Origin of the sequence: Enterobacter sp. BNK-13, assembly GCF_048685015.1 — a bacterium.
Classification (GTDB): Bacteria; Pseudomonadota; Gammaproteobacteria; order Enterobacterales; family Enterobacteriaceae; genus Enterobacter; species Enterobacter quasiroggenkampii.
Genome location: NZ_JBLQTP010000001.1, coordinates 4,439,505 through 4,461,845 on the forward strand (window position 1 = coordinate 4,439,505; position 22,341 = coordinate 4,461,845).

General features: G+C 47.2%; 32 protein-coding genes, 1 tRNA gene and 5 pseudogenes. 30 read left to right on the forward strand and 8 right to left on the reverse strand.

The annotated features are described in order from the left end of the window. Window positions 1–274: 274 nt before the first annotated feature. From ACMGGQ_RS21385 to ACMGGQ_RS21505, 25 genes and pseudogenes are all read left to right on the forward strand, one after another. Window positions 275–553 (forward strand): hypothetical protein, encoded by a 279-nt coding sequence (locus ACMGGQ_RS21385; RefSeq protein WP_223539759.1) that lies wholly within the window; start codon window positions 275–277, stop codon window positions 551–553. Between the two features lie 18 nt (window positions 554–571). Next, window positions 572–751 (forward strand): toxin glutamine deamidase domain-containing protein, encoded by a 180-nt coding sequence (locus ACMGGQ_RS21390; RefSeq protein WP_420290587.1) that lies wholly within the window; start codon window positions 572–574, stop codon window positions 749–751. Window positions 752–762: 11 nt separating this feature from the next. Further along, window positions 763–1,044 carry a YrhB domain-containing protein gene (locus ACMGGQ_RS21395; protein WP_420290474.1) on the forward strand — a complete coding sequence of 94 codons (282 nt, stop codon included), beginning with the start codon at window positions 763–765 and terminating at the stop codon, window positions 1,042–1,044. Window positions 1,045–1,072: 28 nt separating this feature from the next. Continuing rightward, window positions 1,073–1,468: a DUF6911 family protein gene (locus ACMGGQ_RS21400; protein WP_420290475.1), complete on the forward strand. Its 396-nt coding sequence runs from the start codon at window positions 1,073–1,075 to the stop codon at window positions 1,466–1,468. 337 nt (window positions 1,469–1,805) lie between these two features. Next, window positions 1,806–2,222, forward strand: a complete 417-nt coding sequence (locus ACMGGQ_RS21405) for a hypothetical protein (protein WP_420290476.1) — start codon at window positions 1,806–1,808, stop codon at window positions 2,220–2,222. Continuing rightward, window positions 2,223–2,579: a hypothetical protein gene (locus ACMGGQ_RS21410; protein WP_071788876.1), complete on the forward strand. Its 357-nt coding sequence runs from the start codon at window positions 2,223–2,225 to the stop codon at window positions 2,577–2,579. A 126-nt stretch (window positions 2,580–2,705) separates the two neighbouring features. Next, window positions 2,706–3,331, forward strand: a pseudogene (locus ACMGGQ_RS21415) (CdiA family toxin C-terminal domain-containing protein); the annotation flags it as partial. A gap of 10 nt (window positions 3,332–3,341) precedes the next feature. Next, window positions 3,342–3,704, forward strand: coding sequence for a ribonuclease toxin immunity protein CdiI (gene cdiI, locus ACMGGQ_RS21420; RefSeq protein WP_126535185.1), 363 nt, complete (start codon window positions 3,342–3,344; stop codon window positions 3,702–3,704). A 196-nt stretch (window positions 3,705–3,900) separates the two neighbouring features. Continuing rightward, a complete protein-coding gene (locus tag ACMGGQ_RS21425; RefSeq protein WP_420290477.1) occupies window positions 3,901–4,101 on the forward strand; it encodes a hypothetical protein in 201 nt (66 codons plus the stop codon). 88 nt (window positions 4,102–4,189) lie between these two features. Then, a complete protein-coding gene (locus ACMGGQ_RS21430) occupies window positions 4,190–4,471 on the forward strand; it encodes an EndoU domain-containing protein (protein ID WP_126535194.1) in 282 nt (93 codons plus the stop codon). Between the two features lie 74 nt (window positions 4,472–4,545). Continuing rightward, window positions 4,546–4,749, forward strand: a complete 204-nt coding sequence (locus tag ACMGGQ_RS21435; protein ID WP_420290478.1) for a MafI family immunity protein — start codon at window positions 4,546–4,548, stop codon at window positions 4,747–4,749. 434 nt (window positions 4,750–5,183) lie between these two features. After that, window positions 5,184–5,555 (forward strand): hypothetical protein, encoded by a 372-nt coding sequence (locus ACMGGQ_RS21440; RefSeq protein ID WP_126534985.1) that lies wholly within the window; start codon window positions 5,184–5,186, stop codon window positions 5,553–5,555. A gap of 204 nt (window positions 5,556–5,759) precedes the next feature. Beyond that, window positions 5,760–6,282, forward strand: a pseudogene (locus ACMGGQ_RS21445) (IS3 family transposase); the annotation flags it as partial. Next, window positions 6,252–6,365, forward strand: a complete 114-nt coding sequence (locus tag ACMGGQ_RS21450; protein ID WP_420290479.1) for a hypothetical protein — start codon at window positions 6,252–6,254, stop codon at window positions 6,363–6,365. The pseudogene ACMGGQ_RS21445 and the gene ACMGGQ_RS21450, both read left to right, overlap by 31 nt. A gap of 13 nt (window positions 6,366–6,378) precedes the next feature. Then, complete coding sequence (locus ACMGGQ_RS21455; protein WP_420290480.1) at window positions 6,379–6,750, forward strand: DUF6911 family protein; 372 nt, start codon at window positions 6,379–6,381, stop codon at window positions 6,748–6,750. A gap of 490 nt (window positions 6,751–7,240) precedes the next feature. Further along, on the forward strand, window positions 7,241–7,669 hold the full coding sequence (locus ACMGGQ_RS21460; protein WP_420290481.1) for a hypothetical protein: 429 nt from the start codon (window positions 7,241–7,243) through the stop codon (window positions 7,667–7,669). Window positions 7,670–7,905: 236 nt separating this feature from the next. After that, a complete protein-coding gene (locus ACMGGQ_RS21465; protein WP_420290482.1) occupies window positions 7,906–8,205 on the forward strand; it encodes a hypothetical protein in 300 nt (99 codons plus the stop codon). 141 nt (window positions 8,206–8,346) lie between these two features. Then, window positions 8,347–8,733 (forward strand): barstar family protein, encoded by a 387-nt coding sequence (locus ACMGGQ_RS21470; RefSeq protein ID WP_420290483.1) that lies wholly within the window; start codon window positions 8,347–8,349, stop codon window positions 8,731–8,733. 318 nt (window positions 8,734–9,051) lie between these two features. After that, a pseudogene (locus ACMGGQ_RS21475) lies at window positions 9,052–9,369 on the forward strand (hemagglutinin); the annotation flags it as partial. Then, window positions 9,326–9,625, forward strand: a complete 300-nt coding sequence (locus ACMGGQ_RS21480; RefSeq protein WP_223539752.1) for a hypothetical protein — start codon at window positions 9,326–9,328, stop codon at window positions 9,623–9,625. The pseudogene ACMGGQ_RS21475 and the gene ACMGGQ_RS21480, both read left to right, overlap by 44 nt. 117 nt (window positions 9,626–9,742) lie before the next feature. Continuing rightward, window positions 9,743–9,964, forward strand: a complete 222-nt coding sequence (locus ACMGGQ_RS21485) for a hypothetical protein (protein WP_420290484.1) — start codon at window positions 9,743–9,745, stop codon at window positions 9,962–9,964. Between the two features lie 115 nt (window positions 9,965–10,079). Further along, on the forward strand, window positions 10,080–10,343 hold the full coding sequence (locus ACMGGQ_RS21490; protein ID WP_420290485.1) for a hypothetical protein: 264 nt from the start codon (window positions 10,080–10,082) through the stop codon (window positions 10,341–10,343). A gap of 88 nt (window positions 10,344–10,431) precedes the next feature. Further along, window positions 10,432–10,692 (forward strand): annotated as a pseudogene (locus ACMGGQ_RS21495) (integrase core domain-containing protein); the annotation flags it as partial. A 142-nt stretch (window positions 10,693–10,834) separates the two neighbouring features. Then, the gene (locus tag ACMGGQ_RS21500; RefSeq protein WP_420290486.1) at window positions 10,835–11,131 is read left to right on the forward strand and encodes a hypothetical protein; all 297 of its coding nucleotides are present in this window, start codon (window positions 10,835–10,837) and stop codon (window positions 11,129–11,131) included. Window positions 11,132–11,837: 706 nt separating this feature from the next. Next, entirely contained in the window at window positions 11,838–12,293 is a 456-nt protein-coding gene (locus tag ACMGGQ_RS21505; RefSeq protein WP_420290487.1) for a hypothetical protein, read from the forward strand. A gap of 38 nt (window positions 12,294–12,331) precedes the next feature. On the opposite strand, the gene ACMGGQ_RS21510 is transcribed toward ACMGGQ_RS21505, so the two are convergent. The 4 genes from ACMGGQ_RS21510 to ACMGGQ_RS21525 form a co-directional block, all read right to left on the reverse strand. Further along, window positions 12,332–13,420, reverse strand: coding sequence for an AAA family ATPase (locus ACMGGQ_RS21510; RefSeq protein ID WP_325819390.1), 1,089 nt, complete (start codon window positions 13,418–13,420; stop codon window positions 12,332–12,334). A 145-nt stretch (window positions 13,421–13,565) separates the two neighbouring features. Continuing rightward, window positions 13,566–14,525, reverse strand: a complete 960-nt coding sequence (locus tag ACMGGQ_RS21515) for a YbgA family protein (protein ID WP_045907933.1) — start codon at window positions 14,523–14,525, stop codon at window positions 13,566–13,568. Window positions 14,526–14,627: 102 nt separating this feature from the next. Next, the gene (gene uraH / locus ACMGGQ_RS21520) at window positions 14,628–15,041 is read right to left on the reverse strand and encodes a hydroxyisourate hydrolase (RefSeq protein WP_048226512.1); all 414 of its coding nucleotides are present in this window, start codon (window positions 15,039–15,041) and stop codon (window positions 14,628–14,630) included. 99 nt (window positions 15,042–15,140) lie between these two features. Next, window positions 15,141–15,866 carry a MerR family transcriptional regulator gene (locus ACMGGQ_RS21525; protein WP_248222742.1) on the reverse strand — a complete coding sequence of 242 codons (726 nt, stop codon included), beginning with the start codon at window positions 15,864–15,866 and terminating at the stop codon, window positions 15,141–15,143. A gap of 117 nt (window positions 15,867–15,983) precedes the next feature. Here ACMGGQ_RS21525 and ACMGGQ_RS21530 point away from each other — a divergent pair, with 117 nt between their 5' ends. The 3 genes from ACMGGQ_RS21530 (at window position 15,984) to ACMGGQ_RS21540 (ending at window position 18,139) form a co-directional block, all read left to right on the forward strand. Next, window positions 15,984–16,508 carry a lipocalin family protein gene (locus ACMGGQ_RS21530; protein WP_008500115.1) on the forward strand — a complete coding sequence of 175 codons (525 nt, stop codon included), beginning with the start codon at window positions 15,984–15,986 and terminating at the stop codon, window positions 16,506–16,508. A 78-nt stretch (window positions 16,509–16,586) separates the two neighbouring features. Next, window positions 16,587–17,633, forward strand: coding sequence for a class I SAM-dependent methyltransferase (locus tag ACMGGQ_RS21535; RefSeq protein ID WP_420290488.1), 1,047 nt, complete (start codon window positions 16,587–16,589; stop codon window positions 17,631–17,633). 65 nt (window positions 17,634–17,698) lie between these two features. Beyond that, complete coding sequence (locus tag ACMGGQ_RS21540; RefSeq protein WP_420290489.1) at window positions 17,699–18,139, forward strand: acetyltransferase; 441 nt, start codon at window positions 17,699–17,701, stop codon at window positions 18,137–18,139. On the opposite strand, the gene ACMGGQ_RS21545 is transcribed toward ACMGGQ_RS21540, so the two are convergent. Together ACMGGQ_RS21545 and ACMGGQ_RS21550 are read right to left on the reverse strand one after the other, a co-directional pair. Next, window positions 18,136–19,164 carry a virulence RhuM family protein gene (locus ACMGGQ_RS21545; protein WP_420290490.1) on the reverse strand — a complete coding sequence of 343 codons (1,029 nt, stop codon included), beginning with the start codon at window positions 19,162–19,164 and terminating at the stop codon, window positions 18,136–18,138. The two genes, ACMGGQ_RS21540 and ACMGGQ_RS21545, sit on opposite strands and share 4 nt — an antisense overlap. Before the next feature lie 58 nt (window positions 19,165–19,222). Continuing rightward, window positions 19,223–19,564, reverse strand: coding sequence for a SymE family type I addiction module toxin (locus tag ACMGGQ_RS21550; protein WP_420290491.1), 342 nt, complete (start codon window positions 19,562–19,564; stop codon window positions 19,223–19,225). 91 nt (window positions 19,565–19,655) lie between these two features. Here ACMGGQ_RS21550 and ACMGGQ_RS21555 point away from each other — a divergent pair. Continuing rightward, window positions 19,656–19,843 (forward strand): annotated as a pseudogene (locus ACMGGQ_RS21555) (hypothetical protein). 5 nt (window positions 19,844–19,848) lie between these two features. Here ACMGGQ_RS21555 and ACMGGQ_RS21560 read toward each other — a convergent pair. Together ACMGGQ_RS21560 and ACMGGQ_RS21565 are read right to left on the reverse strand one after the other, a co-directional pair. Then, window positions 19,849–20,475 carry a DUF6680 family protein gene (locus ACMGGQ_RS21560; RefSeq protein WP_262780899.1) on the reverse strand — a complete coding sequence of 209 codons (627 nt, stop codon included), beginning with the start codon at window positions 20,473–20,475 and terminating at the stop codon, window positions 19,849–19,851. Window positions 20,476–20,555: 80 nt separating this feature from the next. Further along, window positions 20,556–20,650 (reverse strand) — tRNA-Sec (locus ACMGGQ_RS21565). Window positions 20,651–20,937: 287 nt separating this feature from the next. Between ACMGGQ_RS21565 and ACMGGQ_RS21570 the strand changes: the two genes are divergently transcribed. Next, window positions 20,938–22,329, forward strand: a complete 1,392-nt coding sequence (locus ACMGGQ_RS21570; RefSeq protein WP_420290492.1) for a glycoside-pentoside-hexuronide family transporter — start codon at window positions 20,938–20,940, stop codon at window positions 22,327–22,329. The last annotated feature ends 12 nt before the right edge of the window (window positions 22,330–22,341 follow it).

The window sequence follows — 22,341 nt, forward strand, 5'->3', positions numbered from 1 at the left end:
TAATCTCTTAATCGTCCTGTTAGCCTGCACCTCCGCAGGCTTTTGAAAGGCTCAAGACATAATCTCCCTGCGTTATGTTGAATGGCCGGTGGCTGTTCACGATGGGCTTTTCGTCGGACGGTAGCCTGTCCAGGAGAAAAAGGCGCGTCAGGAAGGTGCGGATAAAATCGTCGGGCAGCGAAGGCAGTATGCTACCGCAGATTCGAAAGCCAGGCGCGGGGCAGATATTCAGCGTATAGCTCAGAACTGGCGAGTGAGTCCGGAAACGGCTTCAATGCTGTATGATTCGATGACGTTTGTACACGGCGCAGCGGCTGTCGGCGGTGCTCATTATGGAATGAAAGGTTCTGGAGTAAGTGAAGAGACAGCAGGATCAATTAAGAATGTGAATCCAGGGTACCCTGAATCTGGGCGAACACACAATTGTGTAAACTGCTCGATTGCTACAGATGCTACATCAAGTGGGAACCCTGCGTCAGCCTTACCGATTGATCATAATAATGGAGTGCCTTTATCTGTTTTGGAAAACCAATATGGTACTAAATTTAAATAAGCCCCTTCATCTGAAAGCATTACACAACAAATGACAGATGCAGGTTCTGTTTCAAGAGGTATCGTTTTTGGTTCATATGGCCCAGGGCAGCCAGGGCAAGTATTTAATGTTGTGAATCAAAATGGTACAGTCCGATTCCTTGATGGACAAACGGGTAAATCAGATGATCTCAGCCAGTTCAAATCATTCCAACTTTAGCGGACAAATTAATGATTACTTTTGATGAAGCTGTTAATAAGGCGACCGAATATTTAGAAAAAACAGAGATGCCCGTGGTTATTACACTACAAGATCGTTTTTCAGAAGGATGGTTTTTTTATTTTCAATCCAGAGCATATCTTGAAACAGGAGATTTCTCTGCTCAGCTTATAGGCAATTCTCCATTTATAATCGATAAGGATACTGGTGAGGTACATGAACTTGGAACCGCATACCCTATTGAAAAATACTTGCAGGATTATGAAGAAGAGAAAAATGGCATAAAGGAATGAAAAAAATTGAGAATAGAGGACCTGCAAAATGATGATGAATTATGAACTTTCCCGTTTGTGTGATGGTGAGATGTATGTCAGAAATAAGTATCCTACATGGTCTGACGTGCTCGACTTTTTAAATATTTTGAAAAAGAGCAGTGGCAGCGTGAATATCAGAATTATCAATGCTCCAGATATTGGACCTGAAAAACTTAGTGTTGAGGCTGAGAACGGATTTTATCTGGTCACTTTACTTGAATATGATGAATCTGGAGGAGATGTAAGATCCATATGGGATAAAACGTCGTCATCTGGAGGGCATGTCATTATCCGTGGTAATTATTGGCCTGAACGCCAACTTACAAAAGACTTTGACCTTTTGGTAAAGATCTTTAAAGAGTTTTTCAATACTGGCAAAGTATCAACTGACCTTCTTAATTGATATATAAATCCCAGACTACAGCATCCAGTATCGCCTGTGGTGATATAGTTTTCTGATATGATAGTGGGCGGCAGACTCTGTGTCACGGCGGGGCGGTAGCATCTCCTAGTCAAAAACGCGCATCGGGGCAAAAAGTTGCCGCGCCGGAAGTACAGCAGGGAAAACGGCTGTAACTCACGGAAAGCACAGGGAAAAAACGTTATTATCACAGCAATGTGCACGGGATCGAGTTGTTGTTGAGAATAACACGCTCAGCCCAGGGCATGATGAGGAAGAGTTTGAGAAAGAGCATGGCGACCGGTTGCCAAAAGTTTATAACATTGCCAGGCCAGGGGTGTTGTTTGACGAAGATGGCAAGCCGATTCCTGGAACTGCTGGACTTGGGATTGGGGCAGTTCCGATTAAAAATGGTGGTGGAGTTGTTAAAGGTACTCCAAAAATTCCATCTAACTTGCAACCATTTACAAACCCTGCTCAAGGGCCTGTTATTCCAAAGGGGTGGGTAAGTAAGCTAGGGCGAACACCAGGAAGTACAATTTACTATCCGCCAAATACAGATCCTAGCAATCCTGGAAGCACCTACATAAGGGTAATGCCATCAGGTTCAACCCCTGTACCCGGACTTGAGAACGGTTACTGGATATTTGTCAAAAATGGACAACCAATAAATCCGGCTACAGGTGGTACAGGTACACGTGGAGAGACTCATGTACCGTTACCAACAGATACTATGCCACCAAAAGGTAAGCTATGAATGATTACAAACGATGAGCTGAGGGAATTTGAACAGTCAGTATTTACTGGGATTATTGTGGGTGTTGGATCTTTAGTTTTGCTATTTTCATCAGGTTGCAGAATTTTGATTCAATGTCCGTTCCAGTGCGGAGGGAAAAAACATCTCCAAAATGGGCATGGCGAAAACCTGGCAACAAGCGTTCTTCTTTTCCCTACACTTAATCAAACGGTTTACTCATGTTCCATGCTTGATGATGAAACGTTAACTTTATGTTTTAGCAATGAAGATCATATACATATCATACCTGAAAAGAACGGTTTTGAATCTTATGTTATTACAACCAGTCGTGGGGATTATCCTGTGATCGCTTGCTAGGAAATATTTTGGTCAACTAGCAAAATACACATCAGGGCAAAACGTTCTTGTGCCGGAATTACAGCAGGCGAAACAAACTGTAAGTCACGGAAATGAAAAGAGAAATCATGTTTATCCCAGCAATGTGCACCGGAACGAGTTGTTGAGAATAACTATCTTAGCAACCAACAACGTTCTGAGCGGGATAAAGAGTTTGATGCCTGTAAATGTAACATCTCATGTCAGTTGAAAGTCGGTGCTAAATGGGATGCTATTGATATCGGGCAGGAGGCCCCTACGGGGCTGGTATACTGGTTGGTGTTCCTCAGGGGATTAGTGATTCCGTCGAGAGTTTATCGAAAGCCGTCACAAATCCTGCCGCCACTTATGATGCGATTAAGCAATTAATCACGAGCGACGGCATGTCCAGTACGATGTCGAATGCCGTTAAAAAAAATGGCGTAAAAATCGTAAGCGAGAAACCTACAAATGTTAAAGGTATTTCTGAAGTTGAATACTTAGTTCCTACCAAAGATCGCGCGGGGAATTTAACTGGAGAATATAAACCAAGCCCAGTAAAGAAAACTATCTATGACCCGAAAATATATACTGGCAAAGTAATGTTAGATCTTGGGCAAGAGGCTGCAATGAAAGGGTTAAGAGATGCAATGCGCAATGGTCAGTCAGCATATGATGCTACAGCTGGCGGGTTGAATTTTAGAGTTTATCTCGATAAAAATACAGGTCGAGTCACAAACTTTCATCCCAAATAGGATTAAATGAATGAAATTTTTATTTGATTTGCCTTATATAAAATCAGACCCTTACGTGGTTATAAAAACTTACTTTGACCTCATGTATAATGATGGTGTTTTCTTGATGTCTATTGAAAGTATTATTAAAAAGCATTCATTTATAAGAGATGGGGTTTACTGCTTCTTTCCTGATATGGAAAGTTATGACGAAAGTGAACATTTTGAAGGTGTTGAATTTGCTGTTGGTTATCCTCCCTCTGAAGCAGATACTACTATCGTTAGTGAAGAAATCTGCTATCACTACGTACGACTTGCAAGTGAAAAGTATTTGCGGCTTCACCCGGAAGATACGGAAAAGGTAAAAAGCTTACTTGCTCGGCTACCTGTGTGAGTACAAATCCTGCCAACTGTCCGCGGGATTTTTTTGCCCTGCATTTTTCACTTCCAGACAAGATGTGTTTTTGGAGTACCGCCGTCCGCGACGGTACTCCAAAACGGCCAGGTCACGCAATCCTTAAGCATCACATGGTGGAACCGCTTTTAGGCCTGTAAACGGTAGGGCGTACTTTGATAATTTGAGGTGATGAATGGATTTAATATCTCTTGCTGGGAAACAAGCTCAATTAACCATTGATAAAAATGAGTTATTGATCCTGAATTCAGCTTTGAATGAAATCTGTAATGGTATCTCTTTTCCTGAATTTGAAACCAGGATTGGGGCTTCTAAAGAAGATGTCTGTACCTTACTTAATGATATAGGCCAGATTTTAGACAATATGATGGCTTGAGAAGATCCCGGCTCCTGCGGCGTTTATTTGTTCCGCCATACTGTTTGGAAATATCTGAACTCATCCCGGCAGGCTATTTTACGATAGCCTGCTTCTCACCTCAAAATCCCCACACCCGTCACAAGATTGGTCTACAGACAAAGTAGTACATGCTGTTGGTGATATTGCTACTGCTCCTGATACAGAATGGTTTGCTCAAACGGGGACTGGGGGGGTATACACCAGTAAAGGGAAACCTGCTAACTGGGTGTCCTATGAAACTAGGGATGGCGTAAGAACTAGGGTTGTTTACCAACCTGCTACAGGGAAAATTGTTATAGCCTTTCCTGATAATGGACCGATACCGAGCAGTTATAAAAAGATTAAATAAGATGGGTGTTTAAATGATTGATTTACATGAGAAAATAGTTTTTTTTGGCGACCTTTTTAAGGGGCGCTTAGATAATGAAATGCATCCAGGATGCCATTGAGTATGTAGGGCATGGTGAAAGAGGGTTAACTTTTGAAACGATTTGCGATCATTTAAGCGAGTATGACGTACCGATTAGTCAGTCTGAGTACGATTTAGCCATAAATATTTGTAATGACCTTAAAATGGATGTTAATGACATTAGCTTAAAACATTTAAGAAAATTAATTATCGAGTAAACATCCCCGACTGTCGTAGAGGAGGTAGTTTACTCTGGTGAAAAAGGCGCGTCGGGGCAAAAAGTTGCCGTTCCGAAATTATAACAGAGAAAACGGGTTTAGATATCTGATAGTAAAGTTAAAAACAGTTATCATCACAGCAAAGTGTACAGGATCGAGTTGTTGTTGAGAATAATTTGCTGGATTATATCGCCGGGCTGCTTGCTTTGGGACTATCTACTTGCTGCGTAAAAAATAGCGCATTATGCATGGCACGGCGGAAGTTTTCGCAGCGGATGGTCGGTTGGCGAGTCGATTATGATTATGTAAAAGGCACTCATAGCAATAGATGGGGTTATAGCAAGGGGCAGGAAAGGTGTTAAGCAAGTGATACCATTTGAGGGCAGTGAAAACGCCTTTAAGACTATATTGAAACAATTGAACAGGTAGAACTTATGACTTTATTTGAAGAGTGTAGAGAAGCTCTTAGTGCTGATTTCACTATTATTGATAAAGAAGACGAAGCGAGAGTAACTGCTATTCTGGAAGGATACCCCTTTGTTAGCGGAAACATTTCTTGGTCTGAAATAAGCTTTAGAGACTTTGAAACCAGTGATGAGTTACTCTGTCAATCCAGGCTAAAAAATGAAGATGTTTATGTCATTGCAGACGATGCAAATATACCTTTATTTAGAACTAATTTGAGATTAGTGCTTGAAAATATTTATGATGTCGCGGCATTGTCCCCAAAAATGCTCATTTTTAATGAAAGTATGATTTTGCAACCACTATTTCCAACCGATGCACTTCGGCTCGGGACTAGATAGCGGTGTGGTACCGTAAACCAATTACCAGTAATAGCAGGTGTTACAGTAGGTGGCTATCTATCTGAGAGAGCAGGAAAAGCAGGCGAAGATTTTGCCAGGGGAAAACTGAAATGAAAAAATACAATTCATAAGACTTGGTTGTTGTTGAGAATCAGTTTTTGGGTGATAAGGGCATCACTACTTTCACTGCAAAATACGCATGTGAGAAGGCTAAGGCCGGTCAGCTACCGTGGGCATGGTCTGCTGGTATCAGAGAACCTGCTGAAGCAAGATTTTTACATCGGAGGTCCAAATCAGAAGTGGGCAGGTGACATCACGTATCTGCGTACAGATGAGGGCTGGCTGTATCTGGCGGTGGTGATTGACCTGTGGTCCCGTGCGGTCATCGACTGGTCGATGTTGACAGCACAACTGGCGTGCGATGCGTTACAGATGGCACCTGGCGATGTAAACCCCGGAAAATGTCATCGTACATACGGACCGCGGCGGGCAATACTGTTCAGCGGACTATCAGGCATTACTGAAGCGGTATAATCTGCGCGGGAGTATGAGCGCGAAGGGTTGTTGTTACGACAATGCCTGCGCGAAAAGCTTCTTCCATTCACTGAAGGTGGAATGTATCCACGGGGAACGCTTTATCAGCCGGGAAATGATGTGGACAACGGTATTTAATTATATCGAGTGTGATTACAAGCGGTGGCGATTCAGGCTAATAAAGCGGGGCTAAAATCTTTAACAATTTATGAAGAGGCTACAGGATCTGTCCTCTTCTGGCAGACTGGCATGAAATCTCTCAAGGTTAGGGATTAAAATGAATTTTAAAATGAGTTGGACATTAGACGAAATAGGTGGGAATAAACTGGTCTCAAATTGGGATATGGTACTAAATCAGTTTAGAAAAATTGAAGGAAAAAAAGGAACCCTTACTCTTGATATACTGAACAGCAGCGATGATAGCGCTGAAATGCTTCAGGTCAGAACGGAGAATGGTTATTATCTGATAACATTAGGTGAAATTGTTGAAGATGAATACCAAGTAAGAACGTACTGGGATTCATCTAAACCTGATACAGGAATGGTGATTCTTGGAAATTACTGGCCAGAATCTCAGCTTACAAAAGACTCTGAATTTATTGTAAAGATCTTAAAAGAATTTTTTGATACTGGCAACGTATCAAAGGAAGTTCTTAATTGAGATATAAACCCAAGGTTTTTACATCCTAATTGGTGCTGAAGTTTGCTTATATGATGGTGCCGCAATAGACCTTGTGTCACGGCTGAGCGGCTGTAATATATGGATCGCGGGCAGACGGTGAAACCTGTTACTGATATCGTTGGGAAAGGAACTATATCTGAGAGAGGCTCCGTCGCAAACGCCAACTTTGCTCAATCAAAAATTAGAGCGAATGATACATTTAGCCCCTGAGGGGCAGATATATATAGCAAAATGGCAGGTCAACCCATCAATACGGTTGATGATTTAGCCAATGCGGTTCGGAATGGTTCTATCAAACTGAGTCAATTATCTGTAGATTATGTGGACATGAATGGTACGGAACCAATCAAACAAATGTGAAAGTACCAGGAATGGATGGCAAACCTTATAATGATCTTGCCACCGGTCAATTAATTAGTAACAAACTTCCGGAAACAGGAAGTACAGATATACCACGTGGGAGGAAATGATGAAATCAGGAATTGCAGTATCAATCTTAGATCCTTATGACTGGTTACCATCATATGGTGAAAATTCAGTGTCTATTGAGTCCAGAGGCTTAGAATTTATCATTAAGATTGAATATGATGCTGCAAATGAGAATCAGGGTCCTAACTATAGGGAGTTACGATTTGATAAGGTGTGTGATTTTCATCATACCTCTTTCCCTGGATTGTCCAGACTCGATATAGATTACTCCAGCGATGCCAGGACTCCATTAACTGGAACCCTGATCGAATATCCTGACTCTGAAGTTGCAATTGCATGGAGTAGGCATTTTGGTGGAATAAGGCACATAAAACACTATAAGATTATTTTTATTTCTGAAAATATTTCGTTAGAAATATTTGCTGAAAATGTGATTTTGAGTTCTGAATTTTCTATTCCTCGTGAATGATTTGTGCTGGAGAAATTAATTTAGTTAACCAAATACCATTATCTACTTGATAGAATTTAACGCCCTGATGATAGAGATATAGGGTATTAATTTTAGTACAAAAGGTCTCCCGTGACGCATTCCAATCTGAATTACCATCTCTTTATCTATTGGAAAAGGTACAAATAGTTATGGATATGCTCAAGTTTGTCTTGAAAGAAAAATAGGCTAAAATCGAATAATTAAGGTAATGAATAATGAATAAAACAGTATGGAAGTTTATAGAGCCACCAAATATGGCAGTTATTGCTAATAGAAAAATTATCACTTCAGGGGCGTGGATAGCTTATGTTTCCCATGATAGTGACGATGGCGGCTGGCAATTTCATATAAGTGGTTCTGATTCAGTTAATGAAAATGATGCTGTTTTAGTTAGCCTTCAAGAAATAGTTAATATTGATCATGCTATTACTATATTAGCAGACCTCCCTTTGGGGTGGTGCGCATGGCGGAACGCAAAAGATGATGTATGGGAAAGAGCCCCTATAAGTGAATAATATTTACAATTAAAAGGCAGCATTAAGCAATGGCATTGCGGGACTTGGGCCTCAGCGAATTGTTGTAGGAAAGGGTGGTGAAATGTTTTATACACCAGATTACTATAAGACCTTTATCCCAATTAAAAATGAGGGTTTAAAATGTTGCCATTCATGTTTGTAGAGAAATTTCCTTTGTACGATACTGCAGAGGTATTCGTCGTGCGAATAGACTCGACTATTGAATTTACGGAAGAGCTTTTGAAGTCTTTGTATTATTTATTATGGTTTCCTGGATACTTTGGTTTTAATTGGGATGCGTTGTATGACTGCTTGCGTGATCTTAGTTGGCTACCATGCAGAAAAATCATGCTTCTACATGATTCTCTACCCCAAATACCAAAAATTGATTTGCAGATCTACCTTGAAATTTTGAGGGATTCTGTTCTCGATTGGGTAAATGATGAGGAGCATGAATTGGAAGTCGTGTTCCTCGCCTCTGAACGATCGTTGGTCGAAAGTTTGGTTGTGTTAAAGAAAATGGATTAACATTTTGCGCGTTAGAAACGATTATCAATGGAAATGTTACAGTTGCAGATATGACATAGCTGAAAATAACGCTAGCTTGCTGATTAAAAAGAGAAAATGGTGTTGTTCCTGCTAGAATGCACAGGAAAGCGATGTTGTTAAGAATAACTCGTTCAGTCCTGGCCATGATGAGGAAGAACTTGCGAAAGAGCACGGCGACCGCCTCCCAAAAGTCTATAATATTGCAGGCCCGGTGTGTTGTTTGACGAAGATGGCAAGCCGACTCCTGGAACTGCTGGACTTGGCATTGGAGCAGTTCCGATTGGTGGAAAATCTTAAGATACTCATATTTGGACTGAAACCAAAAAAGCGGAGCATGTTAACAATGCGTATGGACACTAGACGAAGCATAGAAAAGAGTTTCCCGAATATCAAAACTCAAAACAATATGTAGATGCCACACATGATTTTGTAACAAATCCGCCAAAAGGAACGCTCACCACAATACGTAAAAACGGTGATACGATTTACTACAACCCATCGTCCAATACATTTGCAGTCAAAAATAGTGATGGTGTGCCTAAAACAATGTTCAGGCCGGATCCCGCAGATCATGGCTATCCAACAAATTTGGACTACTTCAATGCACAAAAATAATGATTTATATATTTGCCGGGTATGTGGTGCTGAGCAGCTTGAGGCCCCTTGGGGTGATGATGGAGAATCACCAACATACGAAATATGTGATTGCTGTGGGGTTGAATTCGGTTACGAAGATTCAACATTGCAAGGAATTAAGAAATATCGGACAAAATGGTTAGAAGATGGAGCTAAGTGGCACAGTAAAAAATCGGAGCCTGAAAACTGGTCTGTTGTAGAACAGTTATCTCATATACCTGAAAAATATCTATAGCTTTCGATCCCGATTTCGTTTCCGGATTTTGTTGTTGAGAATAATTATCATTAGCGATGAGCAGCAGAAAAGCAGCAGTGAAGAACTTGTTGCCTGCGGCAATTACAGTAATAGTAGATGCAAAGCAGGAGTCGCGAGAAATATGCAAAAGAGTTTGACAAGGTTCAGGGGCATATAAATACCTGCTCAAGTGCTGATGAGTGTAAAGCTGTTGTGAAAAAGCTGAAACAATGGAAAGCAAAAATTCGGGACAAAAACGATAAATTAACAGCCAAAATTCGAAATGAGGGAATTGACTTGCTTACTGGAGCACACATCAGCAAAAGGAACTGCCACTAACTTCACTGAATATCCGGCATGTGGGAGTTGCTTAGGTGTGGCTGATCAGTTCCAGTAAAAATATCCCGGCATTCAGGACAGTGTCCGGTGTGCTTCTAACACCGAGGAAGAAGTAATGAGTGATGAACGTATTGATTATTATGAAATTAAAAGAGATTTCTTAGAGTGTTGTTATGAAGGTTGTCGCGTGAAATTGGATGATATTTCCAGTGGGAATTCTCAGTGGCCAGAAGGTGCAGATGGAAGAAGTTATGCATCCTATCAATATGAAGACGTTTATCAGCTTCCTATTGAACAGCTAACGTTAGCTGTTATTAACTTGATATTAATGGCTGCGCGCGGTCTTGAACATGTTGAAGCGTATCACCTAAACTTTTAATCTACTTCCCGTCAGGCGGCTGTTTAGCGGTGAGCATCTTAACAAACTCGGTTTTACGAGCCGGCAGTACCAGCAGTTACTGTAGTGATACCGGGTCAAAAAAAGTATGAGCCGGCGTGGGAACTGCTGGGAAAATAACCCAATAGAACGCTTCTTCCGGAGCCTAAAGAATGAGTGGGTGCTAGTTAACGGTTACATAAGCCTCGTCGATGCAGCTCACGCAATAACGGACTTTATCGTTAGGTATTACAGCGTGCTCAGGCCACACGAGTATAAGGGTCGGCTATCACCAAACGAATCGGAAAACCGATACTGGAAAAACTCTAAAACGGTGGCTAGTTTTAGTTGACCATTACATCTCTTATGTTTGGTGGTAGTGTGCCGGGAATTTCAATAAGAGAAGATATGATGTTAATGCTGCATTAGGAACAGCAACGAATACTGGTTTTCAACTTAGTGGAAATGGACCATTCAGTTACGTTGATGCCATTATGCCGGGCGTGACATCTGCCGCAACTACGGGGAAAGGCTGGAACGTATCAGCGGCAATCAATATTGAGGCTGCGATTGGCAGTGCGATTAAAAGAGAAGACCCGAATAACACTCTGATAAGTCGTGGATATGGAAGTGCGGCTGGTAGTTTAGGAGGAAAAGTTTTTGGTTCATTGTCTCCAGTAGCTGATCAAGTGACAAAGGATGTTATTGATGTTGTTATAGGTTCTACTGCTTTTGAATTTCCAGGAAAAGTGGTAAAAGATGAGCGAGAAAAATGGGAGAAGAAGCAATGAGCATCTTCAGTAAGGTTGGTATCTTTTGGCTTCTTTTCTTGGTTATGTACTGCACAGTTTTAGTCACTATTGTTCTTTTCGCATGCCAGTTCGGAGTGTCAATAATTTTCTATTTTAACGATGGTGAATTCTTTTTTTCATGGAAAAAGGCATTACATATCGCATTAATAAAAGGGTGTGTTACAGGATTAATATTAGGTGCAGGGGTGTGGTTAAAAAACAAACTGCATGAGTATCGCTGGAAAAATAGTCGCTGAGAATAGATAGTATGAGTGAGATGCGAATAAACAGCCCGCGGGCCTCGGCAAATTACGGCTGCTAACAACAAGAATGGAGCCGCAAAATGAACTAAAAAAAACGGTTAATATCTTTTATTTTGCTGGCGCTGATTTTAACAATGGAAATTATTGCTTTGTTTGCTTATTTTTTCAAAATCCGTCTCTATTTCATTCGTAATATTCCTTTTGAGATAAATATTTTTTGAGTTAGTGAGGATTATTAAGGGTGCTTCATTTGGTGGACTTATTGTTGGTATAGGTTGTTTGTATCTTTCTTTTAAAAAAATTTATTATTGCGGATGATGATTTACTCGGCGGTAGCGAAGATGTTCAGGCCGCGAGGATACGCCAGCATGGCGTTGATATGGCGTCTTGTTCCGACAATCCGAGTGGGGTTGTATGTCAGAAAGCAATGAAGGACTAATCAAATGATTTATCTGCTGTTAGGAATTGCGCTGTTCGCATTTTTCATCGGAACTGTCATGTTTGTCCGTTTTAGTAAAGTGACGGGAAGGAGCGTTCAGTCACCTCTTACCACGATGTTTTACTTTGATGCGTTTTTTTTTGGTCTGGGTAGTAAGCGAGACATGAACATTGCAGCATCTTCATTTATCGTTTTTTTAGTCAGTATCTGGGGATTAACTTATTTAAAATTAAGCACTCATTTTTGGGGAAGTCGCGAAAGTTATTTTGGTTTTGCGATCGCCGGAATTTTATTTCTGATTATGCATTGCCGCTATTGTGCAAAAAATGTCGTTATCAAAAATGATGGCCTGGCCCCCATGAGAGAGTTGATTAATATCCGGCGATCCGGCCTTACCAGCCCCTTTATATGGTTAAGCAGGGCCGGGTATCTGGGGTTCTTTATTGGCATGCTTCACTGAAGTGAGATGCGAAAAAACAGCCTCCGTACCCATTGAGACTACCCCAGCCTCTCCACCCGCGTCTCCCCCTCCGCCATCGACAGCTGATACAGCGAAAACGATCGCTGCTTCTCAATCAACTTTGCCAGCTCCGGCGAGTGGCTGGTGAGCCAGATCTGCGAGTAGCGGCTGGCCTCGGCGATTAAGCTCGCCAGGGCAGGCAGCATCTGCGGGTGCAGGCTGTTTTCCGGTTCGTTCAACGCGATAAACGCCGGTGGGCGGGGGCTTAACAGCGCTACCGCCAGGCACAGGAAGCGCAGGGTACCGTCGGAAAACTCCGCTGGCTCCAGCGGTCTGCTCAGCCCCTCGCGCTGCATCATCATCCGGAAACGTCCGCCGGTGTTGTCGCTATAAAACACGCAGCCGGGGAAGGCCTGGTCAAGGATGCGCATCAGCAGCAGCTCGTCGCCAATCTCGACAATGGTCTGAAACGCCGCCGCCAGGTTAGCGCCGTCGCTGGCCAGCACCGGGGAGCGGAAACCGACCTGCGGGGCCCGCATCGCCGAGCCGATTGATACAGAAAACTCATGATAAAAGCGCCAGTTACGCAGGGACTCGCGCATCTGCGACACTTCCGGGTAAAGGTGTGGTTCGCCGAGCTGTCCGAATACCGATTCGTTCTCGTACAGCGTGCCGCTGTGGGTCACCTTCTCGTGATGCACGTTGTTCAGAAACACCGCCTGGTTCTTACGCTTCATCAGCTGTGACGAAGGTCGACGGTGCTGGCCGCTCAGCCAGATGGACTCCTCTTTGATCACCGGGTCGAGCTGAAACTGCGAGGGGTAGGGCAGCTTCTCCACAAACCCGACCTGCAGCTCGTATTCGTAGCTCTCTGTTTCCACCGCGAGGTTCATCCGCCGCAGCTGGTCGCTACGGGTTTTGCCTGCCCAGAACACCTTCAGAATGCCGCCCTCGTTCGCCAGCGCCTGGGAAAACTGCCCCTGCGCGGCGCTGTGCATCAGGTGTATCGCCTTGTAGATATTTGATTTTCCGGTCCCGTTCGGCCCGAAGACGATATTGAGCTGCTCCAGCTCCAGCGACATCTCGCGGATGGAGCGGTAGTTTTGAATGTGCAGGGTGTTGATCACATGCAGGCCCCTTTCGCAGAATAAGCCTGTATATAATCACAGTCTTTGAGATGAAATGCAAAAAAGAGACGACAGTGAGGATGTCGTCTAAACGGGGTACTGCTTTGGGCCTCTACGGGTCAATGGGGCCTTCGCATTTTTATGATCACTTGACTGCCAGACGCAGACCCAAATCATCAGGATAGGGATCAAAGTAGTTTTGCGTCATCAGATACCGGTCGGGGTATTCGGCCAGGTAGTGCTTCAGCAGCGTGATCGGGGCGAGGATAGGCAACTGTCCGTTGCGATAATGCAGGATCACGTCGCGCAGCTCGCCGCGCTGGCGGGTGTTCAGCTGGTTACGAAAATACCCCTGAATATGCATCAGCACGTTGGTGTGATTCTTACGCGAAGCGGGTTTTTTCAGGATGGACATCAGCTTTTCCCGGTACGCCACGAAGAAAGCGTCCAGGTCTTCCCACTCGTGCAGCGAGGCAACGAACGGGCCGATTTCACGGTAACCCGCCTGATGGTGCGCCAGCAGCTGGAGTTTGTAACGGCTGTGGAAGTCCAGCAGCGCGCGGCGCGTGAGGCCATTTTTACGCAGCGTGTTCAGTTCGTGCAGGGCAAAAACACGTTCGACAAAGTTTTCCCGCAGCACCGGATCGTGCAGGCGTCCGTCCTCTTCCACGGGCAGCCACGGCCAAGTTTCAAGGAGGGCGGCGGTGAACAGCCCGACCCCCTCCTTGCGGCCCCGGTTGCCGTTTTCATCATACAGACGCACGCGTTCCATGCCGCAGCTTGGGGATTTAGCGCAGACGATAAAACCGGCGAGATCGCCGATTTTCGGCAAAAAATCTGCCGTAAAGTCCGCCATTTTCTGCGTAACGTCTTCGTGAGGCGCATGGCTAAAACGCATCTGCGTTTCACCGTGTTCCGTCACGATCAGACGCAGCGCCGGGCGAGGGGTCGGCAGGCCGATGGCCATTTCCGGACAGACGGGCCTGAAATTCACCCACTGGGCCAGTTCATCCATGACGAAGCCCATACGCTTGTGTCCGCCGTCAAAGCGAACGGCGGATCCGGTCAAACATCCGCTAATACCCAGCACTGGTTTCGTCGTCATGGTGTCGTCCTCCCGTTCATATAATTAAAACTTACACAACATGACTAATTTGTCCAAGTATTCGCGGAACTATTTTTTTTATTCCTTTAGAATCAATGCGTCTTAGCTGCCCTTATAGGTCGAGTAACCGTACTGACTCAGCAGAAGCGGGATGTGCAGTTTCTCGTTGGTGCGTGTCACGGTAAACAGCACCGGGATCTCCGGGAAGAAGGAGTCGAGCTTTTTGCCGTGGAAGTACTCTGCGGTTTTGAAGGTCACTTTATACACGCCAGGCTGCATGTCCTGGTCCTGCGGATAGAGCGATTTGATGCGTCCGTCCTGGTCTGTTTTACCGCTGGCGATCGGGGTCCATTTGTCCTGCTGCTGCTTTTCCAGCGTGACGGTGACGCCCGGTGGAGGCGTGCCGGTTTGCTGGTCGAGGATGTGTACGCTCAGGGTGCCAGCAGGAGCGGCGCTAAAGGCGGCAGGGGTAAAGGCCATCGCGGCCAGCATCAGCAGAGGGGTAGTTTTTTTCATGGTGTTTTCCTGTGGAGTTATTCGTGACAGGAAAACGTTAGCATCTGCGGCGCGGGAAAATATTCAACTTTTCGTGAAGATTCCCGCAGGAGAAAATGATCAGAGGATAATCACTTCAAGCGATACCTGCTGCTGCCACTGCTCCACCTGCTTTTTCCGCGCCGCGGTGAGCTTGCCGCTGGTGACCAGAAGCCATTTGCGCTCCGGGAAAATTTCCGGGGCCAGCGCGGCCGGAGGCGAGGGCAGAATGTCGATTCGGTGTCCCTGTCCTGTGCGCGTTAAGGCTTCGAGCCAGATCTCGCAGGCGTCGTTCAGGTGCCAGCCGCTGAGCAGAATATTATCGCCCGGCGCTTTTTTATCACCCTCGAGACAAAACGAGGTGTAGGCGATGATGATGCCGTCGAGGATTGCGCGCAGGGTCATGGCGGCGGCCACGTTGGCCGAAACCTGACTGCGCAGCGGGCGCAGCACGTTCGCGACCAGCTCGGGTCTTGGGTACTCGCGTCCTGCGTCGTAAATCATCTGGCGCAGGGACTCGACTTTGCCGTCCTGCAGGCGTTGCAGCATGTTCTGCTGCAGGGTTTGCCAGTTGTTGGTCCGGCCCGGCATCGGGCGTTCCAGCAGCGGTTTGACCTGGCCGATCGGGACGCCTTTTTTTACCCAGTCGAGGATTTTGAGCGCCTGCTGGACGTCCTCATCGCTGTACTGGCGATGGCCGCCTTCCGTGCGCTGTGGCTTGAGTAAACCATAGCGACGCTGCCACGCCCGCAGGGTGGTGGCGGTGATGCCGCTGAGTCTGGCGAATTCGCCGATGGAGTAAGCCATGTCCGTGTCCAGAGTGGAGGAATACTCTCAATATACTACGAATTTTCCCGAACGGGATGAAGCGCCGAAACGGTGCACTACACTTAACATCCAACCGTGCAAATGAAAGGAATTCTCATGAAGCTATGGCCTGTTGTGACCGGTGTTGCGATTGCTTTGACGCTGGTCGCCTGTAAATCCCCCACGCCGCCGAAAGGCGTGCAGCCTATTACCAACTTCGAAGCCAGCCGCTATCTCGGCAAATGGTACGAAGTCGCCCGTCTGGAAAACCGCTTCGAACGCGGCCTGGAGCAGGTGACGGCGACCTACGGCAAGCGCAGCGACGGCGGTATCAGCGTGCTTAACCGGGGCTACGATCCGGTGAAGAACAAGTGGAACGAGAGCGAGGGGAAAGCGTACTTTACCGGCGAACCGACCACGGCCGCGCTGAAGGTCTCCTTCTTCGGCCCGTTCTACGGCGGCTATAACGTGATCAGACTGGATGACAAGTACCAGTACGCGCTGGTCAGCGGCCCGAACCGCGATTACCTGTGGATCCTGTCGCGCACGCCGACCATCCCGGATGCGGTGAAGCAGGATTACCTGAATACCGCGCGCAGTCTGGGCTTCCGGGTTGACCAACTGGTGTGGGTGAAGCAATAAAAATCGTGCTTTCTTCCTGGGGCATTACTGGCTGGCCTGGATAGACTTCCGTTAAAAGCCTAACGGGGAGAAGACGACATGAACTGGCAGCCTTTTCGCGGCGATGCGCCGGAAAATATGACGATTTTCAGCGCGTCATTTCCCGACGTCAGCGACCAGTGGCCGATGAAAGACGATGCTGCCAGGGAGATCGCCTCCCTTGACCGCGCCCTGAAAGCCGAGCCTGCGCTCCGGCCGCCGCGGGTGGAATACGACGAGGGCGGGCAGGCCGTGCTTGTCCCCCAGAACCGCTATTCCGAACAGGCCTTCCGTAACCGCCCGGCCCTCACCGCGTGGCGCACCCGGCTGGTCCCCTCCGCGCTGGCGCTGTTTGTGGTACAAAACCCGCTGGAAGACCGCCTGCCCGACGGAACAAAAATGGACAGCGACAGCCGCCAGTGGTTTATCCACGCAAATGATGCCATCGGCGTGCGTTCCCGCGCCCGGGTGCTGGCCGCGCTGGTGGATAAGTACATTCACAATGAGAGCGAGAACAACTGGGTCAGCCTGGCAAGCGGCGCCGCCATCCCGGTGCTGGAGGCGCTGCGTGAAGCAAAGCTTGATGGCCAGCAGGTCTATCTCACGCTGGTGGACAAAGACCCCGTAGCGCTGAGCTGGGCGGAAACCATGGCGGCGCAGGAAGGCATTGTGGTGGGCGAACAGCTTACGCTGCTCAGGCGCAACCTGCTCCATACGCTGGTGCGTAACGAGGACCTGCTGCTGGAGCTGGGCGAGCATCAGGCCGAACTGGTCGACGCGCTGGGGATATTTGAATACTTCAACGATACCGATGCGGTGATTTTCCTCCAGCGCGCGCTGCGGCTGGTCAAGCCCGGCGGGGCGGTGATTGTGTCGAACATGCTGACCAGCAGCCCACACATTGACTTTGTGCTGCGCGGTATCGGCTGGGAGGATATTCACCCAAGGACGCTGCAGCAGCTGCAGGACATCCACCTCGCGGCGGGCGTGCCGGTGGAAAACGTCACCGTGGTGGTGCCGAAGGACGGGGTGTACGCGGTGATGGAGATCAGGGTAGGGGATGAAAAACTGCACGGTCAGTTCCCTCTCCCTGAGGGAGAGGGCTAGGGTGAGGGGGAACAGAGCGCAAGGAGTGACTTGAATTAACGTCCTAAACCGCACATGATCCCCCCATGAAAATTGAAACCGCACTCCCCTCACACTTCGAACGTCTGGTTGCGATCTGGGAATCCTCCGTCCGCGCCACCCATCACTTTTTACAGGAAAGTGATATCGCGGCGCTGCGCCCGTTATTGCTCAACGCGTACCTGCCTAACCTCACCGTCGTGATGGCCCAGGATGACGCAGGCGTTATTTACGGCTTTTTAGGCGTGGATGAAAACCGCATTGAAATGTTGTTTGTTGACGATGCGAGCCGGGGGAAAGGCGTCGGGAAATTGCTGCTGCAACACGCCATCGCAGCGTTCGGTGCGAACGAAGTGGATGTGAATGAGCAGAACCCGCAGGGCGTCGCGTTTTATCGCCATATGGGGTTTGAGCAGGTCGGGCGCTCGGACCAGGACGGGCAGGGGAATCCTTTTCCGTTATTGCATATGCGGTTGAATCGGGATTAGCGCTTAGCCTGCTTATCCCATTTTAATAAGCCGATGATATCTTTCTCACCTTCGGCTTCTTTCATCAGGCGCTGCTTCTTTTCATACTCAATGTATTCTGAGCACGCCTTTTCATCAGCCGCTTTCTTGCTGATTTTTCCTGCGCCTTCTAAAACGTCCCGGTCGTTAAATTGCAGGAACTGATCGAGCTTGGTTTGCCAGTCTCGTAAAAATACCTGCTTGCGGCGTTTGGCCTGATCTTCGGCAAAATCGAGCCACATATTAACGACGCGATTTAGTTCGCTGACTTCATCCTGAGACAGATAATTTTTTGCGGTGGTGACATCGCTTTTACGGACTTCTTCGCCTTTATAGCTGGTCAGCCCCATATGCGGTTGAGAGGCGTCCGCACGCTGGTGAATCAACTCAGCAGCGGTGTGGCCCGTGCAGGCAAAATGCAGTTTATTCTGGATGGTCTGGAAGAATTGCGTGGTTTCTTTGAGCGACGGCTGATAATCAGCGGCTAATGCAAAAATCTCCCTCACGCGGAGATAGACCCGGCGTTCGCTGGCCCGTATATCGCGAATGCGTTCCAGCATTTCATCGAAATAGTCAGGTACGGCGGATGATCCCACTGGCGGGTTTTTCAGGCGCTCGTCGTCCATAACGAAGCCTTTAACCAGATATTCCTGCAGCGTTTGGGTGGCCCACTGGCGGAACTGTGTGCCTCGCGTGGAGCGGACGCGATAGCCGATGGCGAGAATAACGGGCAGGCTAAAGTATTGAACGTTATATACTTTACCATCGCTGGCAGTTGTTCGGTAAAACCGAACAACTGAATTTTCGACCAGCTCACCCTCATCAAAAATATTCTTGATATGCCCACTGATCGTTGCTTTGGCTTTGCCGTATAACTCACAGATCGTAGCCTGTGAGAGCCACAACGTATCGCTTTCGAAGCGGCATTCAATGCGAACTTTTCCATCCTTGCTGGCAAACATGACAAACTCACCGGCTGGTGAATTAATTAATTCTTCATATGTCATGGTGCCTCCGCGTCATAAGGTTGATGCCTGTAAGCTCGTAGTATGCCAGAAACAGCCGCTAAGCCAGGTGGTTTGTATTTGATTTTGCGAGGCGCTTTCCAGGACGCGGAGTTTGGATCGCTGCAAGCGCGTCCTCTATCTCAATAAGTTTTGCTTTAGTCCGTTTATAATCATCCTGCAACCTCTGCTCCTGCTCGTTATACGCCACCAGAACGATGCATCCTTTCATGACCTTTACCGTGACCTGCTGTCCGGTATCAAAACCTGCAGCGCGCAGCCACTTGCCGGATAGGATGATTTTCGGCGTGGATTTGTCGAAAACATTCGGGCGGTATCCCACAATTAACGAACGCTCGGTTCCGGATTGGTCGGGGTCTGGGGCTGAATGTGAATCAGCCATAATCAACTTCTTGATAGTTAGTGAGGTTTGACGCTCCGGTTGTGTTCCCGCACATCGAGGCGTTGCTAATACAGGAGGTTTAGGTGACCTTATGTCAATTATATCGCGCGAAAAAAAACAAAAGGCGGCGGGCAGACTCCGCAGTTTAAGATGCGTATTGATCCGGCATTGAAGGAGCAGTTGGATGCTGTGGCGGCTGAGGAAGGGGGGCTCGCCAGTTGGTTGAAAGAACTGGCGAGGGAGGCGTTACGAGCTAAACGTATTTCACCAAAAGCATGAACATATCAGTGTGATTCTTTATTGAAATCATTTGTATTTTTAGAAACGACCTCATCATCCGGATTGGCCTTATTCAGGGGGGCATTAGTAATAAACATCGGTAAGGCCGTATCGCCAGAGAAAACTTTTTCTAAACCCTTTAAGATATTTGCTTGTGTTGTTTCTAAATCGCCATGAGCAATTGGCCTATAACAGTCTCTTTGTAATTGTACTTTATCAAAATCATAATTCATTGCTTGAGAAAGAGCGTAGAGTAAGTCAGTAAAGAGATCATCGGATTTAGATATCCAAATGTTAATATCAGGGTAGTCTTGTATTTTATTTAGATGGCTGTTATAACTTTTCCAGGCGTGAGTAACAGTTTGTTCTTTCTTGGTTTGATATCTTATTTTTATTATTGGGATTTTTCTTCCATAAAATTCTATATCGATCATATTCAATGCTTGTACATGTTCTCTATGCAATCTTTGAGCTCTGGTGGACATTAGCGTTCTAAAAATAGATAAGCGGCTTTGTTTTCTTTCTCTAAATTGCTCTAATGTTTTTTGTATTTGAACAGCAAGAATAGGACCTATTATAACTGCTGCTGTCATAATTATATCTTTTGATTCCATGCCAAATAATATGTTCATATAACACTTCCCGAGTGATAGTTATAGAAATATTATATGCTTTAAGAATGGATAGTTTAAAATTTAATTATAAGAATTTTTGGCGGAAGATCACAGGAGTCGAACCTGCCCGGGAACGCTGGCGTCCCCAACTGGATTTGAAGTCCAGCCACCTCACCGGAGATGACGATCTTCCGCGCCTGCATTGCTACATGGAGGCGGGGCGCATTATAGCTACTTTCAGGCATTTACCACATACCCCACACCACTTTTTTCACCTCTCTTTTGACCTGTACCCCCCTGTTTCAGTTAATTCCTAAGAAAATCCTCATGTTAGCCCTTCGTGCTCTCCAATATTTACCGCGATCACAAAAAACAAGAAACGTAATCTGCTAATCAGAAAACGCAATACCCGCTCCTGAAACAATGGTTTAAAACTCTGTAACCGGTCTCAGCGCCCCCTACAGCGTGAAGGATAAAAAGATGAGCGAAGTATTGTCAGTAAAAGAGAAGATTGGCTACGGCATGGGAGACGCCGCCAGCCACATCATTTTTGATAACGTCATGTTGTACATGATGTTTTTCTATACCGATATTTTCGGCATTCCCGCCGGGTTTGTCGGCACCATGTTCCTGCTGGCGCGCGCGCTGGATGCGATCTCCGACCCGTGCATGGGGCTGATTGCCGACCGCACCCGCAGCCGCTGGGGCAAGTTCCGACCGTGGATTTTGTTCGGCGCGATCCCGTTCGGCATCGTGTGCGTGCTGGCCTACACCACGCCGGACCTCAGCCTCAACGGCAAAATGGTTTATGCCGCCGTGACCTACACGCTGCTAACCCTGCTCTATACCGTGGTCAATATTCCTTACTGCGCGCTGGGCGGCGTGATCACCAGTGACCCGACGCAGCGTATCTCCCTTCAGTCCTGGCGCTTTGTGCTGGCGACCGCGGGCGGCATGCTTTCCACGGTGCTGATGATGCCGCTGGTGAAGCTGATTGGCGGCGACGATAAGGCGTTCGGCTTCCAGGGCGGCATCGCCGTGCTGTCGGTGGTCGCGTTCCTGATGCTGGCGTTCTGCTTCTTTACCACCAAAGAGCGTATCCAGGTGCCGCCGAGCACCACCTCCATGCGCGAAGACCTGCGCGATATCTGGCAAAACGACCAGTGGCGCATCGTGGGCGTGCTGACCATCCTCAACATCCTTGCCGTCTGCGTGCGCGGCGGCGCGATGATGTACTACTGCACCTGGATCATGGGCTCGCCGGAAGTGTTCGTCGCGTTCCTCACCACCTACTGCGTCGGCAACCTGATTGGCTCCGCGCTGGCGAAACCGCTCACCGACTGGAAGTGCAAGGTCAGCATCTTCTGGTGGACCAACGCCGCGCTGGCGGTGGTCAGCGTGGCGATGTTCTTCGTCCCGATGCATGCCACCGTGGTGATGTTCGCCTTTATCTTCGTCATTGGCGTGCTGCACCAGCTGGTGACGCCGATCCAGTGGGTAATGATGTCCGATACCGTCGACTACGGTGAATGGACCAACGGCAAGCGCCTGACCGGCATCAGCTTTGCAGGCACGCTGTTCGTGCTGAAGCTGGGTCTGGCGCTGGGCGGGGCGATGATCGGCTGGATGCTGGCTGGAGGTGGCTACGACGCGGCGGCCAAAACCCAGAACAGCGCGACCATCAGCATCATTATCGGCCTGTTTACCCTGGCCCCGGCGATCTGCTATGTGCTGAGCGCCATCATCGCCAAACGCTACTACACGCTGAAAACCCCCTTCCTGACCAAAATCCTGGGCGAGCTGGCACAGGGCGCGCGCCGTAATCAGCAGGAATTTGAAAACCTGCCGGTCAGTAAAGAATTGCAGAACTAAGAGGACGAAAGC